Annotated in this window: 21 protein-coding genes; 1 reads left to right on the plus strand and 20 read right to left on the minus strand. The window is 37.4% G+C overall.

The genetic code is table 11. The annotated features are described in order from the left end of the window. Positions 1-289: 289 nt before the first annotated feature. Complete coding sequence (locus tag ABI125_15320; GenBank protein ID XCF06076.1) at positions 290-2,368, plus strand: tetratricopeptide repeat-containing sensor histidine kinase; 2,079 nt, start codon at positions 290-292, stop codon at positions 2,366-2,368. A gap of 10 nt (positions 2,369-2,378) precedes the next feature. Here the strand turns inward: ABI125_15320 and ABI125_15325 are convergent, their stop codons facing one another. The 20 genes from ABI125_15325 to rpsN form a co-directional block, all read right to left on the minus strand. Next, positions 2,379-3,311: an arginine deiminase-related protein gene (locus tag ABI125_15325; protein XCF06077.1), complete on the minus strand. Its 933-nt coding sequence runs from the start codon at positions 3,309-3,311 to the stop codon at positions 2,379-2,381. A gap of 419 nt (positions 3,312-3,730) precedes the next feature. Continuing rightward, positions 3,731-4,645: an arginine deiminase family protein gene (locus ABI125_15330; protein XCF06078.1), complete on the minus strand. Its 915-nt coding sequence runs from the start codon at positions 4,643-4,645 to the stop codon at positions 3,731-3,733. A gap of 72 nt (positions 4,646-4,717) precedes the next feature. After that, complete coding sequence (locus ABI125_15335) at positions 4,718-6,004, minus strand: citrate synthase (GenBank protein XCF06079.1); 1,287 nt, start codon at positions 6,002-6,004, stop codon at positions 4,718-4,720. 172 nt (positions 6,005-6,176) lie between these two features. Beyond that, positions 6,177-7,469 (minus strand): phosphopyruvate hydratase, encoded by a 1,293-nt coding sequence (gene eno / locus ABI125_15340; GenBank protein ID XCF06080.1) that lies wholly within the window; start codon positions 7,467-7,469, stop codon positions 6,177-6,179. Between the two features lie 140 nt (positions 7,470-7,609). Beyond that, positions 7,610-8,731: a glutamine-hydrolyzing carbamoyl-phosphate synthase small subunit gene (gene carA / locus ABI125_15345; GenBank protein ID XCF06081.1), complete on the minus strand. Its 1,122-nt coding sequence runs from the start codon at positions 8,729-8,731 to the stop codon at positions 7,610-7,612. Positions 8,732-8,816: 85 nt separating this feature from the next. Continuing rightward, the gene (rplQ, locus tag ABI125_15350) at positions 8,817-9,287 is read right to left on the minus strand and encodes a 50S ribosomal protein L17 (protein ID XCF06082.1); all 471 of its coding nucleotides are present in this window, start codon (positions 9,285-9,287) and stop codon (positions 8,817-8,819) included. A 66-nt stretch (positions 9,288-9,353) separates the two neighbouring features. Further along, on the minus strand, positions 9,354-10,346 hold the full coding sequence (locus ABI125_15355; GenBank protein XCF06083.1) for a DNA-directed RNA polymerase subunit alpha: 993 nt from the start codon (positions 10,344-10,346) through the stop codon (positions 9,354-9,356). Positions 10,347-10,444: 98 nt separating this feature from the next. After that, the gene (gene rpsD, locus ABI125_15360) at positions 10,445-11,050 is read right to left on the minus strand and encodes a 30S ribosomal protein S4 (GenBank protein ID XCF06084.1); all 606 of its coding nucleotides are present in this window, start codon (positions 11,048-11,050) and stop codon (positions 10,445-10,447) included. 169 nt (positions 11,051-11,219) lie between these two features. Beyond that, complete coding sequence (gene rpsK / locus ABI125_15365; GenBank protein XCF06085.1) at positions 11,220-11,603, minus strand: 30S ribosomal protein S11; 384 nt, start codon at positions 11,601-11,603, stop codon at positions 11,220-11,222. Positions 11,604-11,704: 101 nt separating this feature from the next. Beyond that, positions 11,705-12,079 (minus strand): 30S ribosomal protein S13, encoded by a 375-nt coding sequence (rpsM, locus tag ABI125_15370; GenBank protein XCF06086.1) that lies wholly within the window; start codon positions 12,077-12,079, stop codon positions 11,705-11,707. A 107-nt stretch (positions 12,080-12,186) separates the two neighbouring features. Beyond that, positions 12,187-12,303, minus strand: a complete 117-nt coding sequence (ykgO, locus tag ABI125_15375; protein XCF06087.1) for a type B 50S ribosomal protein L36 — start codon at positions 12,301-12,303, stop codon at positions 12,187-12,189. Positions 12,304-12,389: 86 nt separating this feature from the next. After that, the gene (gene infA / locus ABI125_15380) at positions 12,390-12,605 is read right to left on the minus strand and encodes a translation initiation factor IF-1 (protein ID XCF06088.1); all 216 of its coding nucleotides are present in this window, start codon (positions 12,603-12,605) and stop codon (positions 12,390-12,392) included. Positions 12,606-12,675: 70 nt separating this feature from the next. Continuing rightward, positions 12,676-14,031, minus strand: coding sequence for a preprotein translocase subunit SecY (gene secY / locus ABI125_15385; GenBank protein ID XCF06089.1), 1,356 nt, complete (start codon positions 14,029-14,031; stop codon positions 12,676-12,678). Between the two features lie 14 nt (positions 14,032-14,045). After that, positions 14,046-14,498 carry a 50S ribosomal protein L15 gene (gene rplO / locus ABI125_15390; GenBank protein XCF06090.1) on the minus strand — a complete coding sequence of 151 codons (453 nt, stop codon included), beginning with the start codon at positions 14,496-14,498 and terminating at the stop codon, positions 14,046-14,048. A gap of 14 nt (positions 14,499-14,512) precedes the next feature. Further along, positions 14,513-14,692 carry a 50S ribosomal protein L30 gene (gene rpmD / locus ABI125_15395; protein ID XCF06091.1) on the minus strand — a complete coding sequence of 60 codons (180 nt, stop codon included), beginning with the start codon at positions 14,690-14,692 and terminating at the stop codon, positions 14,513-14,515. Between the two features lie 11 nt (positions 14,693-14,703). Then, complete coding sequence (gene rpsE, locus ABI125_15400; GenBank protein ID XCF06092.1) at positions 14,704-15,228, minus strand: 30S ribosomal protein S5; 525 nt, start codon at positions 15,226-15,228, stop codon at positions 14,704-14,706. Positions 15,229-15,234: 6 nt separating this feature from the next. Beyond that, positions 15,235-15,591: a 50S ribosomal protein L18 gene (gene rplR / locus ABI125_15405; GenBank protein XCF06093.1), complete on the minus strand. Its 357-nt coding sequence runs from the start codon at positions 15,589-15,591 to the stop codon at positions 15,235-15,237. Between the two features lie 10 nt (positions 15,592-15,601). Next, positions 15,602-16,144 carry a 50S ribosomal protein L6 gene (rplF, locus tag ABI125_15410; GenBank protein ID XCF06094.1) on the minus strand — a complete coding sequence of 181 codons (543 nt, stop codon included), beginning with the start codon at positions 16,142-16,144 and terminating at the stop codon, positions 15,602-15,604. Between the two features lie 19 nt (positions 16,145-16,163). Continuing rightward, a complete protein-coding gene (gene rpsH / locus ABI125_15415; GenBank protein ID XCF06095.1) occupies positions 16,164-16,562 on the minus strand; it encodes a 30S ribosomal protein S8 in 399 nt (132 codons plus the stop codon). 68 nt (positions 16,563-16,630) lie between these two features. Next, positions 16,631-16,900, minus strand: a complete 270-nt coding sequence (rpsN, locus tag ABI125_15420; GenBank protein ID XCF06096.1) for a 30S ribosomal protein S14 — start codon at positions 16,898-16,900, stop codon at positions 16,631-16,633.

Genomic DNA, 16,900 nt, shown 5'->3' on the forward strand with positions numbered 1-16,900 from the left:
TTTTTAGCTGTGGTTTTGCCTTTTTTCTATGTTTTATGCCTTTTATCTATTCGTCGGTTTTTGCCCTTTTTGCACCTTGTCATTTTAACTAATTTATTGGTATTAAAACCTAGAAATTAGAAAATAAATATGCTTTTTTGCCACATTTGTGACGTAATGCTATTATTCAATTTTAACTGTATTGAATTAAATTAACACCAAAATTACAGCTTAGTAAAGCTATCTTATTTTCCCTCAAATATAAGACACCCTTAAACGTGGCTTTATTACCGTTGTGATTAACCGTTTTATGAGGAGAATAATAATTTTAGTGATGATGCTATCTGTATCTATAGGCTTTTCACAGTCCAATGATATAGACAGTTTGGCTATAGATCTTGCTTTTCAGGATCAGGATTCCTTGAAAGTAGATACTTCCTTAAAGCTTATCAGGCTACTTTATAATGCCGACGATTACGAGCGTGCCCTAAAATACGTTATTGAAAGCGAAAAGTTGTCGAATACTTTAAACTACACTGAAGCTATTGCAGAAATCACCTATTATAAATCCTTAATTTATGCCCATAAAGGCGATTATATTAATGCCGTTAGCGGATACAACAAATCCAAAGATTTATTTAAAACCTTAAAGGATACTTTGGGAATTGCCAAAGTGAACAATAGCATTGGTTTAATTGAAATAAAGCGCGGCAACTACACCAAAGGTCTTCAATATTCGCTTTTGGCCATAAGTGAACTAGAAAAACGCAATCTTACGAAAGAACTCAATGTTACCTACAGTAATTTGGCCGAAGCCTATTACAACATTAATGCATACGATAAAGCACTTGAGTTCTATCTAAAAGCACTTGAAAAGCAGAAATTACTAAAGGATGTTGAAGGCATAAATCAATCGAGCCTTAAACTGGCCGAATTGTATTCAAATAGAAAAGAACACCGCAAAGCCATTGACTATTATCAAAGTGTATTACAAAGTAACGTTACCAACAGTGATTCGCTTCGTGGTGTGCTGCTTCCTAAATTGGGTGGCGAATACCTGAAGTTTAACGATTACGGAAATGCTACAAAGTATTTGGTACAGGGCTATAACTTAAACCACCGCAGTAATGACCAATTGGGCATGCTGCTTACCTTAAACAATTTAGGTGATTTAAACATTAGGCAAAATCGCTTAAAAACAGCCGAAAGCCAATTGATGGAGGCGGGTGAACTGGCAAGAGCTTTAGACAATAAAGCGGAATTGCTGAAGCACTACAAGCTACTAAAAACCCTCGATTCTACCCGAAAACGATTTGATAAAGCCTTTGTTTGGCAACGTGAATACTACGAACTGAACAAAGCTTTAAAAAATGATGAGCCCGAAATAACCGCATCAACCAGCTCGATTGATGAATTTGGTTTAAACCCTGATACTGCTGAAGAAATGCGTTTAGGCGATAGTAATGAACAATCGATGGCAGCGACTACCACAGCATCAAATTCAGCCGATGAACGCTTACGGAAGTTCAAATTGATTTTTTACGGCTTATTGGCTGCCTTGGCTATTGTTTCAACCTTTTTAGTTCTGATTTACCTAAAACGAAACAACCACATCAAGTACATGCAAGAGCTGGAAGAAAAGAACCTAAAAATTGAACTTCAAAACGAAGCCTTTTTAGAACAGACCAAACACCTTGAAAACGTTAATAACGTAAAGGATAAATTGTTTTCTATTGTATCGCACGATTTAAAGGATTCACTATCCTCTATCAATGGATTTATCGACTTGCTTCGCGAAGGCTCTTTATCACGCGAAGAATTCGATAATTTAATTCCTGAATTAAGCGAAAATGCCAATAATGCCTCGTTGTTGTTATTCAACTTACTTAATTGGTCTAAATCACAAATGCAGTCGTTAGAACCAAAACCCAGCCTGTTCGATGTACAAGAAGTGTTTGAGGACAAAGTGAAATTGATTGAACCTAGAATGCAAAGTAAAGGTATCAATTTGGTAGACCACTCGTTACGCGATTTTGCCTATGCTGACAGAAGTATGTTCGAAATTGTGATACAAAACCTATTGGCCAACGCCCTGAAATTCTGCAGTAAAGGTGATACCATTACCATTTCTAACCACATTAGCAACGGCAGTTGTATTATTAGCATTGCCGATACAGGAGTGGGTATTTCAAAAGAAAATTTATCTAAATTATTTAAAAACAGTTCGTTTACTACGGTGGGCACCAATAACGAAAAAGGCACTGGTTTAGGGCTTTCTATCTGTAAAGAATTAGTAGAACTCAACAACGGTAAAATTTGGGTGGAAAGTACCCAAGGCGTGGGTAGTACATTTTATGTACAATTGCCAAAATCGAAACCCGCAGAGTAATACAGCGCAGTTATTTTTTAGGCAAAAACACCTCAGCCATCATGCATCTCGCCGAACCGCCACCACAAGTTTCTATAGTTTCCAATGAACTGTAAAGGATTTCGGTATGCTTTTTTAACGCTGCTATTTGATTTTCGGTAAGAGTATTGTATGCGGCTTCACTCATCACCAAATAGCGCTTGTCGTTCTCCCCTTTTACTTGAAGCATGTTTCCCGCGAAATGTTTTAATTGTTCTTCAGTAATATCAATGATGTCTTTGCCACTTTCCTTTAAATGTTTAATGACATTTTTGCGTTCCTTTTTATCGTCAATGCAACTTAGGCAAATCACGGCAAAGGTTTCGCCCACGCACATCATTACGTTGGTATGGTAAATGGGTTTTCGTTGATCATCAACCGTTTGATTGGCAGTAAATACCACGGGAAAATATTCAAAATCTTCGCAAAACTCGATAAACAAATCCTCATCGGCACGTGGCGATAACGCACAATAAGCCTTACGGTTTTCACGATCTAACACTACACTGCCCGTGCCTTCCAAAAAAATATCTTCTTCTTCCGCACTGGTGTAATCAATAATATTTTCAATTGAAAACCCCTGCTCTTCCAGAGTTTCTAAAATATCCTCTCGACGTTCCAAACGACGATTTTCTGCAAACATAGGATACAATCCCACATCACCATTTTCGTGGAAAGACACCCAATTATTCGGAAAAACAGCATCGGGCGTATCGGTGTCTTCGTTATCACTCACCACAACAACGTTCACTCCCACTTCCGTTAGCTTTTCGACAAAGGCATCAAATTCCTGTTGCGCCTTGGCCGTTATGGCCGCAGGCAACAAGTTTGCTGATTCCTGATAATAATTGTTTACCGCAGTTTGTTCGTTCATCCTGAAATTTAAAGGGCGAACCATTAAAATGGCATTGGTTGTTTGTGACATGACGCTGAAGTTGTTCTATGCAAAATTAGGATTAATTAGTTTAGAATGGTAGAATTCCAATCATTTAACAATATTGTTTTTATAAGTAATTTCAACTAAATTTGATGAATAATTATTTTAAAATCAATAAAGTTATAGTCTCATTAACACTGCTCCTTTAATTCAATGACCATGAAAACAAAATTGTTTTGGATTCTATTCATTGTCATTATATTGAGCTTTCTGTCTATAATTCATATCATTTCATAATGGATATAAAAAATATGGATTGGCTTTCTGTAACAGGTAACCTTGTTGTCAATGCATATATAATTGGTTTCGCTATTTTTCTTTTTTATAAAATTTTCATAAAAAAATCTAAATAAAAAAAAGGCAGAAAAGAGAACGGGTTTAAATCTCTTTTCTGCTTTTTTACGTTATCAATCCCTAACCAAAGGCATGGTGCTACAACGCAGCAGCCCTTCCTGTTTACCAATTTCGGCATAAGGCACTTCTTCAACGGTAAAACCGTTTTGGCGCAGCCAGTTGTTTAATCTTGTGAAGTTTTGTTCGGAGATAATTACATCTTCCGAAATGGAAAACACATTGCTGCACATTTGGTACATTTCATCTTTTGTTATTTCAAAAACATTGTCCTTTCCGAAGAAATTAACCAGCCAATCATATTCTCTTTCTATTAAAAATCCGTTTTTATGCAGGATGGCCTTGCCTTTTCCCAAGGGCTGAAAACAGCAATCGAGGTGCAGCGCATTTTCTTTGGCATTGGTATTCGATTTTCGAAGTTCAAACGATTTTACGATTTTATCGGGAAACAATTCCTGAATGGCTATTACGGCATCTAAATTAGTTCGCGCGGTAATAATATCGGGATAATCTTCGCCCGAATAAGTCCCAATAAAAATATAGTCGTTCCACGGAATAACATCGCCACCTTCCACATGGCACTCCTCAGGTAAAATGATACGGTTTTCGCGTGGCACTTGATTCCACACATAGCGTATGGCTTCAATTTCCTTTTCCCGGTTGGGTAAAATATTGGCACGGATGATTTTATCTTCAACCACAAAGGCAATATCGCGTGTAAAAATTTGGTTGCAGTCTTTAATCACCTCCGGTCGAAACACCTGTACATCGTATTTTTTAAAAACTTCGGCAACGGCATCCATTTCGCGTACCATATCGGCTTCAATTGGGTAAGTTCCTGCCAATACGTGCTCAATGCTTTTGGGGTCATAACATTCCTCTACTTTTGGTGTAGGACCGTTGCTTTCTGCCGTTCCTAAAACAACAGAGCGCAAACGCGACGTTTCGTTTTTTACATTGAGCTTTATCATGTTGTAAATATAAAAAAGCTCCTTAACTAAAATGTTAAGGAGCTTTTATTTAAAACATAAAATTGCGCTTTTCTATCTTTCTTCAATAGGTACAAACTTTCTTTCGGTAGCACCTATGTAAATTTGTCTTGGTCTTCCAATAGGTTCTTTACGCAAACGCATTTCTCTCCATTGTGCGATCCAACCTGGCAAACGCCCCAATGCAAACATTACGGTGAACATATCGGTTGGGATACCCATAGCTCTGTAAATGATACCAGAATAAAAATCAACATTCGGATATAATTTTCTATCTACAAAATATTGATCCTCCAAGGCTTCTTTTTCAAGACCTTTTGCAATATCTAAAACAGGATCGTTAACACCTAAATCGCCTAAAACTTCATCGGCTGCCTTTTTAATGATTCTTGCACGAGGATCGAAGTTTTTATAAACGCGGTGACCAAAGCCCATTAAACGGAAAGGATCTTGTTTATCTTTAGCTTTAGCCATGTATTTTTTAGTGTCGCCACCATCGGTTTTAATAGCTTCAAGCATTTCCAATACGGCTTGGTTGGCCCCACCGTGAAGTGGCCCCCAAAGCGCTGAAATACCAGCTGAAATCGAAGCGAACAAACCAACATGAGATGAACCAGCGATTCTTACCGTTGATGTTGAACAGTTTTGCTCGTGATCGGCATGAAGGATTAAAAGTTTATCTAAAGCGTTGATTAAAACCTTATTTTGTTCGTACTCGCCATTTGGCTTTTTAAACATCATTTTTAAGATGTTCTCAACATAGCCTATAGTATCGTCTCCGTAGTTTAATGGTCTGCCCACTTTTTTTCTGAAAGTCCATGCTACCAAAACTGGAAATTTACCCAATAACCTTACTACCGACTTATACATATCTTCTTCAGACTCAACGTTAACCGAAGAAGGGTTAAAGGCCGTTAAAGCACTGGTTAAAGAAGAAATAACTCCCATGGGGTGTGCAGACTTTGGAAAAGCCTCAACAATTTTCTTAACATCTTCGTCAACTACCGCTTCTGCTTTTATATCGTCATGGAATTTATCATTTTGTTCTTTTGTTGGAAGCTCTCCAAAAATTAAAAGATAAGCCACTTCCAAGAAATCTGCTTTTTCAGCTAACTCTTCTATAGAATAGCCTCGGTAACGTAAAACTCCTTTTTCTCCATCCAAAAACGTTATGGCACTTTCACAAGATCCGGTGTTTTTATATCCGGGGTCTAGTGTAATTACTCCACCAGTTGAACCTCTTAGTTTTGTGATATCAATTGCTACTTCATTTTCTGTACCTTTTACTAAAGGAAAATCATACTTTTTCCCGTCTATTTCTATACTAGCTGTGTTTGCCATTATTTATTGTAAGTTTTTTTGTTAAGAAGAACGCTAATTTACAAAATATAGCTTGATTTCTAAAGTTAATTTATATTCATTTAAACGATTAACCAAATTATCAAAATTGATATTAAATAAAAAAGCGATTATTAAAAAATAATCGCTTTTGTTATAAAGTTTTAATATTCTTTTACTTAACCTTAAAGGCTTTTTCTTGTGGAAAATAAGCCACATCGCCCAATTCTTCCTCAATTCTAAGTAATTGGTTGTATTTGGCCATACGGTCGCTACGCGAAGCCGAACCTGTTTTTATTTGACCACAGTTAAGTGCCACCGCTAAATCGGCAATGGTGTTATCTTCTGTTTCACCAGAACGGTGAGACATTACTGAAGTATAACCTGCATTTTTAGCCATATTTACCGCCGCAATCGTTTCTGTTAAAGAACCGATTTGGTTTACTTTGATAAGGATAGAGTTGGCAATACCGTTTTCAATACCTCTTGATAAACGCTCTACGTTGGTTACAAATAAATCGTCACCTACCAACTGTACTTTATCACCGATTTTTTCGGTTAATAATTTCCAGCCTTCCCAGTCGTTTTCGTCCATTCCATCTTCAATAGAGATGATTGGGTATTTTGAAGTCAGTTCCGCTAAGTACTCTGCTTGCTCGGCAGAAGATCTTACTTGACCTTTATCGCCTTCAAACAAGGTGTAATCGTATTTTCCGTCTTTGTAGAATTCAGCAGAAGCACAATCTAAAGCGATCATTATTTCATCGCCGAAAGAGTAACCGGCTTTTTCAACCGCTACTTTAATCGAATCTAAAGCATCCTCAGTTCCACCAGCTAAGTTTGGAGCAAACCCACCTTCGTCACCTACAGCAGTACTTAAACCTCTGTCGTGCAAAACTTTTTTAAGGTTGTGGAAAATTTCGGTTCCCATTTGCATGGCATGAGTGAAATCTTTAGCCTTTACGGGCATAATCATAAACTCTTGGAATGCGATTGGCGCATCACTGTGCGAACCACCGTTGATGATGTTCATCATTGGTACAGGAAGCGTGTTGGCAGAAACACCACCTACGTATCTGTACAATGGCATGTTCAATTCGTTTGCTGCTGCTTTAGCTACGGCCAAAGACACACCCAAAATAGCGTTAGCACCTAATTTTGATTTGTTTGGCGTACCATCCAAATCAATCATTACTTTATCGATTAAGTTTTGTTCGAAAACCGAAATGCCAATCAATTCTTCTGCAATTATGGTATTTACGTTTTCAACGGCTTTTAACACCCCTTTACCCATGTAAGTGTTTCCACCATCGCGTAATTCTACAGCTTCGTGCTCTCCGGTTGATGCTCCTGATGGTACGGCAGCTCTACCTAAAATATTATTTTCTGTTACTACATCTACTTCAACTGTAGGATTTCCTCTTGAGTCTAGAATTTGTCTAGCGTGAACGTTAATGATTATACTCATAATTGGTTTGTTTTTATTCTTTTTATTATTTCAAATTTACGCTTAAATCTTGTTTGTTTTTTAATGTTTTAACAAAAATCATCATAAAATGCTCTATAACGTTTTAGTTGCCACTTTTCACAAACAATACTGGTTTAAACTTAGCTGGCGCTTACCTTTTGCTTTTTGATGTTTTCAATAAATTGATCGAAAAGATAAGACGAATCGTGCGGCCCTGGGCTAGCTTCTGGGTGGTACTGTACCGAAAATACATTCTTGCTTTTCATGGCTAATCCGGCTACGGTATCGTCATTTAGGTGGACGTGGGTTACTTCCAAATCTGGGTTGTTTTCAACCGATTCGCGATTTACGGCAAACCCGTGGTTTTGTGAGGTGATTTCACCTTTTCCTGTTTTTAGGTTTTTAACCGGATGGTTGATTCCGCGGTGACCATTGTACATTTTATAAGTAGTAGCACCGTTTGCCAATGCAATAACTTGGTGACCCAAACAGATTCCGAATAGTGGTAAATCCCTTTTAATAATCTCCTTAGCTATTCCCTGGGCTTCTACTAATGGCTCTGGGTCACCAGGTCCGTTAGATAGAAAATATCCGTCTGGATTGAAGGCTTCTAAATCTTCAAACTTTGAATTGTACGGAAACACCTTGATGTAGGCATCACGTTTGGCAATGTTTCTAAGGATGTTCTTTTTTATACCAATATCTAAAGCTGCTACTCTGTAAGTGGCATTCTCATCGCCATAATAGTATGGCTCTTTGGTTGACACTTTTGAAGCCAACTCCAAACCTTCCATGTTTGGCACTTCAGCCAATTGTTTTTTCAAACCTTCAATGTTATCCACGTCTGTAGAGATCACAGCATTCATGGCTCCGTGTTCCCTGATATAGCTTACCAAAGCTCTAGTATCTACATCTGAAATGGCCAATAGGTTATTCTTTTCAAGGAAGTTTTCCAACGAATCATCAGCTGAAACTCTTGAATAATCGTAACTAAAGTTCTTAACGATCAATCCCGCAATCTTAACAGAATCAGATTCTACTTCATCTTCATTGGTTCCGTAGTTCCCAATATGGGCATTGGTCGCCACCATTAACTGTCCGTAATAAGATGGATCAGTAAAAATTTCTTGGTAACCTGTCATTCCGGTGTTGAAACACACCTCACCAAACGATGTTCCTTGCTTGTTGCCAACTGCTTTACCGTAAAAAATAGTACCATCAGCTAGAAGTACGATGGCTTTTTGTCTTTTTTGATATTTCATAAATTCGAAAAGTTTTACAAAATTGCATAAAAAAAAGGATAAACTAAAATAGTTTATCCTTAATATTTAAAATGCTTACTAACATTTATTCTTCTTCGTTAGATGCCTTAGTTTCAACAGGAGCAGCTGCTGGTTTAGAACCACCTCTTCTACTTCTTCTTGTTGTCTTTTTCTTAGCCTTGTCTGCATTGTAAATTTCGTTGTAATCTACAAGCTCGATCATAGCCATATCGGCGTTATCCCCTAATCGGTTTCCTAACTTGATAATTCTGGTATAACCACCTGGTCTGTCTGCCACCTTTGTAGCAACCTCTCTGAACAATTCGGTTACAGCATCTTTTTGTCTAAGTTTAGCCATTACCAAACGTCTGTTGTGTGTGGTATCGGCTTTAGACTTTGTAATCATAGGCTCAACAAATTGCTTTAAGGCTTTAGCTTTTGCAACTGTTGTGTTGATACGCTTGTGCTCGATTAAAGAACAAGCCATGTTGGCCAACATTGATTTTCTGTGAGCCGTTTTTCTACCTAAGTGGTTGAATTTTTTTCCGTGTCTCATGACATTTGTTTTAAACCCTTATCTTGCTGCTACTTTTTTAAGGAGCAAAATATAAGGGAGTTAGAATTAATCTTTATCTAATTTATATTTGCTTAAATCCATTCCGAAGTTAAGGCCTTTAACGTTTACAAGCTCTTCAAGCTCGGTCAACGATTTTTTACCAAAGTTTCTGAATTTCATCAAGTCGTTTTTGTTGAATGATACCAAGTCACCTAAAGTATCTACCTCTGCAGCTTTTAAACAGTTAAGCGCACGAACCGAAAGATCCATATCAATCAATTTCGTTTTAAGCAATTGACGCATGTGAAGTGATTCTTCATCATATGTCTCTGTTTGTGCAATTTCATCAGCCTCTAAAGTGATACGCTCATCAGAGAATAACATAAAGTGGTGAATCAACGTTTTTGCCGCTTCGGTTAAAGCATCTTGAGGCGTAATTGAACCATCGGTAATGATTTCGAAAACTAATTTTTCGTAATCAGTCTTTTGCTCAACACGGTAGTTCTCAATGCTATACTTAACATTTTTTATTGGCGTGTAAATAGAATCTGTAAAGATAGTACCTATCGGTGCAGAAGCTTTTTTGTTTTCTTCAGCAGGCACATATCCTCTACCTTTTTCGATAGTGATTTCCATGTTTATGTTTACCTTAGGATCTAGGTTGCACACTACCAATTCGGTATTCAACACTTGGAATCCTGAGATGAACTTTTGGAAATCTCCAGCAGTGATGCGCTCTTGACCTGAAATTGAAATGGAAATCGATTCGTTATCGATATCTTCAATTTGTCTCTTAAAGCGGATTTGCTTCAGGTTTAAGATGATTTCTGTTACATCTTCTACTACTCCAGCGATTGCTGAAAATTCATGATCAACGCCTTCTATTCTAACCGATGTAATGGCGAATCCTTCTAATGAAGATAAAAGAACGCGACGCAAAGCATTACCCACTGTTAAACCGTAACCTGGTTCTAATGGTCTGAATTCGAATTTACCTTCGAAATCAGTAGAATCAATCATGATTACTTTATCCGGCTTTTGAAAATTAAATACTGCCATATTGTTTTCTTCGTTTTAATTGTTACTTGGTTGCGCGGTTTATAAGTTTGAAGAAGTACGAATAAACCCTTTGGCCAAATACCAATGTGATTAATTTATTATTTAGAGTATAATTCGACGATGAATTGCTCGTTTATGTTTTCAGGAATCTGAATTCTTTGTGGCACAGAAACGTAGGTTCCTTGCTTGGTATCGTTGTTCCAAGTAATCCATTCGAAAACATTGCTTGAGTTTGAAAGTGATCTTTCGATAGCCTCAAGAGACTTTGATTTTTCACGAACCGCAACAACATCACCAGCCTTTAATTGGTAAGAAGGAATGTTTACCAACTCGCCATTTACTGTAATGTGTCTGTGCGATACCAATTGTCTTGCAGCACTTCTTGTTGGAGCAATTCCCATACGGAATACTACGTTATCTAAACGAGACTCGCAAAGTTGTAAAAGCACCTCACCGGTAATACCTTGCGCAGCTCTTGCCTTTTTAAACAAACCTCTAAACTGACGCTCTAATATACCGTAAGTATATTTTGCTTTTTGCTTTTCCTGTAATTGGATTGCGTATTCAGATTTTTTACCACGACGACGGTTGTTTCCGTGTTGCCCTGGAGGGTAATTTCTTTTTTCGAACGACTTGTCGTCTCCGAAGATAGCTTCGCCAAACTTACGAGCTATTTTAGTTTTAGGACCAGTATATCTTGCCATTTTAAATTAATTTGTGAGAGTGGTTATGAATTAAGGTCTAAATCTTATCCTTCGATAACCGTAGTCCTCTCGGTGATACTTGTTTATTTTTTTCAGTCTGCAAATGTACATATAAAAAATGAATATCAACTGCAAAAACAATTGATATTCATTCTACTATGTAAATTTGTTATACTCGACGTCTTTTTGGAGGACGACATCCGTTATGTGGTAATGGAGTAACATCGATGATTTCGGTTACTTCGATACCAGCATTGTGGATAGAACGGATGGCAGATTCTCTACCATTTCCTGGTCCCTTCACATAAACCTTTACTTTTTTCAATCCAGCTTCTTGAGCTACTCCTGCAGCATCTTCAGCAGCCAATTGAGCAGCGTAAGGTGTATTTTTCTTTGAACCTCTAAATCCCATTTTACCAGCAGAAGACCAAGAAATTACATCTCCGTTTTTGTTGGTAAGTGAAATAATTATGTTGTTGAACGATGCTGTAACGTGAGCTTCACCTACAGCTTCAACATTAACTTTACGTTTTTTTGTGCTTGTTTTTGCCATGATTCTTTTAGTTTTTAGCTATTAGCAATAGTCGCTAGAATCCTAAACCGTATAAATTTCAAACAGATTCCTTCCAACGTCTAAAGACTAAAGACTATTTATTACTTAGTTGCCTTTTTCTTGTTAGCAACAGTTTTTCTTCTACCTTTTCTGGTTCTGGAGTTGTTCTTGGTTCTTTGACCTCTTAACGGTAAGCCCGCTCTGTGACGGATACCTCTGTAACAACCAATATCCATTAATCGCTTAATGTTCAATTGAGTTTCAGAACGTAATTCACCTTCAATAGTGTAAGTTCCAACGGCCTCACGAATACCCGCAATTTGGTCGTCGTTCCAATCTTGAACTTTAATACTTTCGTCCACTTTAGCAGTCGCTAAAATTTCTTGTGCTCTGCTCTTTCCTACACCGTAGATATAAGTTAAAGCAATAACTCCTCTTTTGTTTTTTGGTATGTCTACACCTGCAATTCTTGCCATATTGTTTTTATTAGTTTTTGTTGCTAGTTTTTAGTTGTTAGAATCCTAAACATTGCTATTTCAAACAGATTCATCTAACTACCAAACACTAATAACTCATGTACAAATTAACCTTGTCTTTGTTTAAATCTAGGATTCTTTTTGTTTATAACGTAAAGTCTTCCTTTTCTACGCACAATTTTACAATCTGCGCTTCTCTTTTTTACTGATGCTCTTACTTTCATCTCTTTTAAGTTTAAGGTTTTTGGTTTAAAGTTTAAGGTTTGCCCTAATGGGAACTTACAACTTTAAACTTGAAACTTTGAACTATTTAATATCTATAAGTTATACGAGCCTTAGTTAAATCGTAAGGGCTCATTTCTAATTTTACTTTGTCTCCTGGTAACAACTTAATGTAGTGCATACGCATTTTACCAGAAATATGGGCAGTCACAATGTGACCGTTTTCCAATTCAACACGGAACATCGCATTTGATAATGCTTCAATAATGGTTCCGTCCTGTTCTATTGCTGCTTGTTTTGCCATAGTATGTTGCTAGTTTTTTGTTTCTAGTTTCAAGTTAACTCTAAACTTTAAACCTGAAACCTTTAACTATTTATGCTACTGCTTTTCTATTTTTACCTGTTTTCATCAACCCATCATAATGGCGGTTCAACAAATAAGAGTTTATTTGCTGCATGGTATCTATTGCCACACCAACCATAATCAATAATGAGGTTCCTCCAAAGAACAATGCCCATCCTTGCTGTACACCCATAAGTTTAACAATAAATGCAGGGAATACTGCAATCAATGCCAAAAATATAGAGCCTGGCAAAGTGATTTGCGACATGATTTTATCTAAATACTCTGAAGTTTCAGAACCTGGACGGATGCCTGGAATAAAACCACCGCTACGCTTTAAGTCGTCGGCCATTTTATTGGTCGGTACTGTAATCGCCGTATAGAAATAGGTGAATACAATAATCAACAATGCAAAGGTGATGTTATAAACCAATCCGAAAATATCTGAAAAGTTAGTCTGTAACCAAGTTCCAGTTGCCGTTTCCTTTAAGAAAGCCGACCCTCCAATTAAACCAGGCACAAACATAATAGCTTGAGCAAAAATAATTGGCATTACCCCAGAGGCATTCAGTTTTAATGGTATGTATTGTCTTGAACCAGCAGCGGCACTTTTTTCGTAACCACCAGTAGCTGTTCTTCTCGCATACTGTACGGCAATCTTTCTTACTCCCATTACCAACATAATAGAAGCCAAAATGATTACGAACCAGATTACGAATTCAATCAATACCATCATTAATCCACCGTTACCACCACCTTCTAATCGGGTAGCTGCATTTTGTAAAAATGCTTGTGGCAAGGTAGCAATGATACCAACCATAATTAACAATGAAATACCATTACCGATACCTTTATCTGTAATTTTCTCACCTAACCACATCGCGAAGATACATCCTGTTACCAAAATAGTAACTGATGAGAAATAGAATAAAGGCCCTGTTCCTAATAAGAACGCACTAGTTGGAATCCCCAAAGCTGGCAAACTAGCCAAGTAGCCCGGTGCCTGCACCAAACAGATAGCAATAGTTAACCAACGTGTAATTTGAGTGATTTTCTTTTGCCCACTAGCACCTTCCTTTTGCAATTTCTGCAAATAAGGAATGGCAATACCCATTAACTGTACAACAATAGAAGCAGAAATGTAAGGCATGATACCAAGTGCGAAAACCGAAGCATTAGCGAATGCACCACCAGTGAAGGCGTTTAACAAACCTAGTAAACCGCTATCGGTTTTATCGGCCAAGCCACTTAATTGGGCGGCGTCAATACCTGGTAATACTACTTGGGCACCAAATCGATAGACTAACAACAGACTCAAAGTCACAATGATTCTGTTTCTTAGTTCCTCTATCTTCCAAACATTTTTAATTGATTCTATAAATTTCATACTTATAACAAGTCTTATATAGTTACAGCTTCTCCTCCAGCAGCTTCAATAGCAGCTTTAGCCGAAGCAGTAAACTTATGAGCAGATACTTTTAATTTAGCTTTCAATTCACCTCTACCTAATATTTTAACTAGGTCGTTTTTACCAACCAAACGGTTAGCGAACAAGGTTTCAAAATCTACAGTATCGTTTATCTTTTTATCATCAACCAATTGTTGCAAGGTATCAAGATTAACACCTTGGTACTCCACTCGGTTAATGTTAGTAAAGCCAAACTTAGGAACACGTCTTTGAAGAGGCATTTGTCCACCTTCAAAACCTAATTTCTTAGAATAACCAGAACGCGATTTGGCACCTTTGTGACCACGTGTAGCGGTACCACCTTTACCAGATCCTTGCCCTCTACCTACTCGTTTTCCTTGGCTTTTTACTGAACCTTCTGCAGGTTGTAAATTACTTAAATCCATTTCAGTTTATATTTTTAAGCTTCTTCTACAGAAACTAAATGTGAAACTTTAGCTACCATTCCTAAAACACTTGGTGTAGCTTCGTGCTCTTTTACTTGACCAATCTTGCTAAGACCCAAAGATTCTAAAATTCTTTTTTGTCTTTGCGGACGATTGATAGCGCTTTTAACTTTTGTTACTTTAATCTTTGCCATTTCTGTCTGTATTAAGCGTTAAAAACCTTTTCAAGTGAAATACCTCTATCTCTCGCGATAGTGTTCGCGTCTCTTAATTGCAATAAGGCATCAAAAGTAGCTTTTACTACGTTGTGAGGGTTAGAAGACCCTTGAGATTTAGATAATACATCGTGTACACCAACTGCTTCAAGCACTGTTCTAACAGCACCACCAGCAATTACACCAGTACCAGGAGCAGCAGGAATAATGTTTACTCTAGCTCCACCGTATTTTCCTTTTTGTTCGTGAGGTAAAGTTCCTTTTCTAATTGGAATTCTAACCAAGTTTTTCTTTGCATCCTCAACGGCCTTTGCAATAGCACTGGCGACGTCTTTAGATTTTCCTAAACCTTGGCCTACAACACCAGCTTCGTCACCAACTACTACAATTGCTGAAAAACCAAATGCTCTACCACCTTTAGTTACTTTAGTAACCCTTTGTACACCAACCAAACGATCTTTAAGATCTAGTCCACCTGGTTTTACTAACTCTGCACTTTTATATTTTTGAAACATAATATCTTAGAATTTTAGTCCGCCTTCTCTAGCTCCTTCAGCTAATGATTTTACTCTACCGTGGTAAAGGTAACCGCCTCTATCAAAAGAAACCGTTTCAATACCAGCTTTTACCGCTTTTTCAGCAAGTGCTTTACCTACTAATTTAGCTACTTCAGCTTTAGTTGCTTTCGCAGAACTAATATCTTTATCTCTTGAAGATGCCGCGCTAATGGTGTTACCAGTTAGGTCATCTATCAACTGAGCATAAATTTCTTTATTACTTCTATAAACAGCCAATCTTGGTCGCTCTCCTGTACCAGAAATAACCTTACGGATTCTGTTTTTTATTCTTAGTCTTCTTTCGTTCTTTGTCAATGCCATAACTTAATTATTAAGCTGATTTACCTGCTTTTCTTCTTATTTCTTCACCAACAAACTTGATTCCTTTTCCTTTGTAAGGTTCAGGCTTTCTAAAACCACGAATCTTCGCTGCTACTTGACCAACTAATTGTTTATCATGAGAAGTTAGTTTAACGATAGGGTTCTTTCCTTTTTCAGAAACCGTTTCTACTTTAACTTCAGGAGCCAAGTCTAAAACGATGTTGTGTGAAAAACCTAATGCTAAATCTAATTTTTGGCCTTGGTTTGATGCTCTGTAACCTACACCAACCAATTCTAGTTCTTTGGTCCAACCTTTTGAAACACCAGCAATCATGTTGTTAAGCAATGCTCTGTACAAACCGTGCTTAGCTTTGTGATCTTTGGCATCTGAAGAGCGCTCTACAATAATGTTACCTTCTTCAACTTTAATTTCAACAGTATCGAACGCTTGTGTTAACTCTCCTAATTTTCCTTTTACAGTTACTACGTTATCTTTAACATCAACTGTTACACCTGCTGGAATGGCTACTGGATTTTTTCCTATTCTTGACATTTCTTTTCGGTATTAAAAATTAGTATACGTAACATAAAACTTCGCCACCTACATTTTCCTTTTTGGCTTGTTTGCCCGTCATTACTCCGTGAGAAGTTGAAACGATAGCAACACCAAGACCGTTAAGGATTCTAGGCAATTCCTTAGCACCGGCATACTGACGTAAACCTGGCGTACTAATTCTTTGAAGCTTCTTGATTACTGGTTCTTTTGTTTCTTTGTTGTACTTAAGCGCTATTTTGATAGTGCCCTGTACAGTAGAATCATCAAATTTGTAACTTAAAATATATCCTTGCTCGAATAATATTTTGGTGATGTCCTTTTTTAAATTAGATGCTGGTATCTCCACCACTCTGTGGTTGGCACGCACCGCGTTTCTAATTCGTGTCAAATAATCCGCAATTGGATCTGAGTACATAATGAATTGATTTTGTGGCCTTGGTTTTCGGTTGGTCCCGAACCTTAAGCCTGATTATTTAAATAATATTACCAACTTGCTTTTTTTACTCCTGGGATAAGACCTTGGTTTGCCATTTCCCTGAACGTTACACGAGAGATACCAAAGGTACGCATGTATCCTTTTGGTCTTCCGGTTAACTTACATCTATTATGCTGACGGATAGGAGATGCGTTTTTAGGCAGCTTTTGTAATGCTTCGTAATCGCCTGCTTCCTTTAAAGCTTTGCGTTTAGCAGCGTACTTGGCTACTGTTTTAGCTCTTTTTACCTCACGGGCTTTCATTGATTCTTTAGCCAT

This window comes from Tamlana crocina, from assembly GCA_040429635.1.
GTDB classification, from domain to species: Bacteria; Bacteroidota; Bacteroidia; order Flavobacteriales; family Flavobacteriaceae; genus Flavisericum; species Flavisericum crocinum.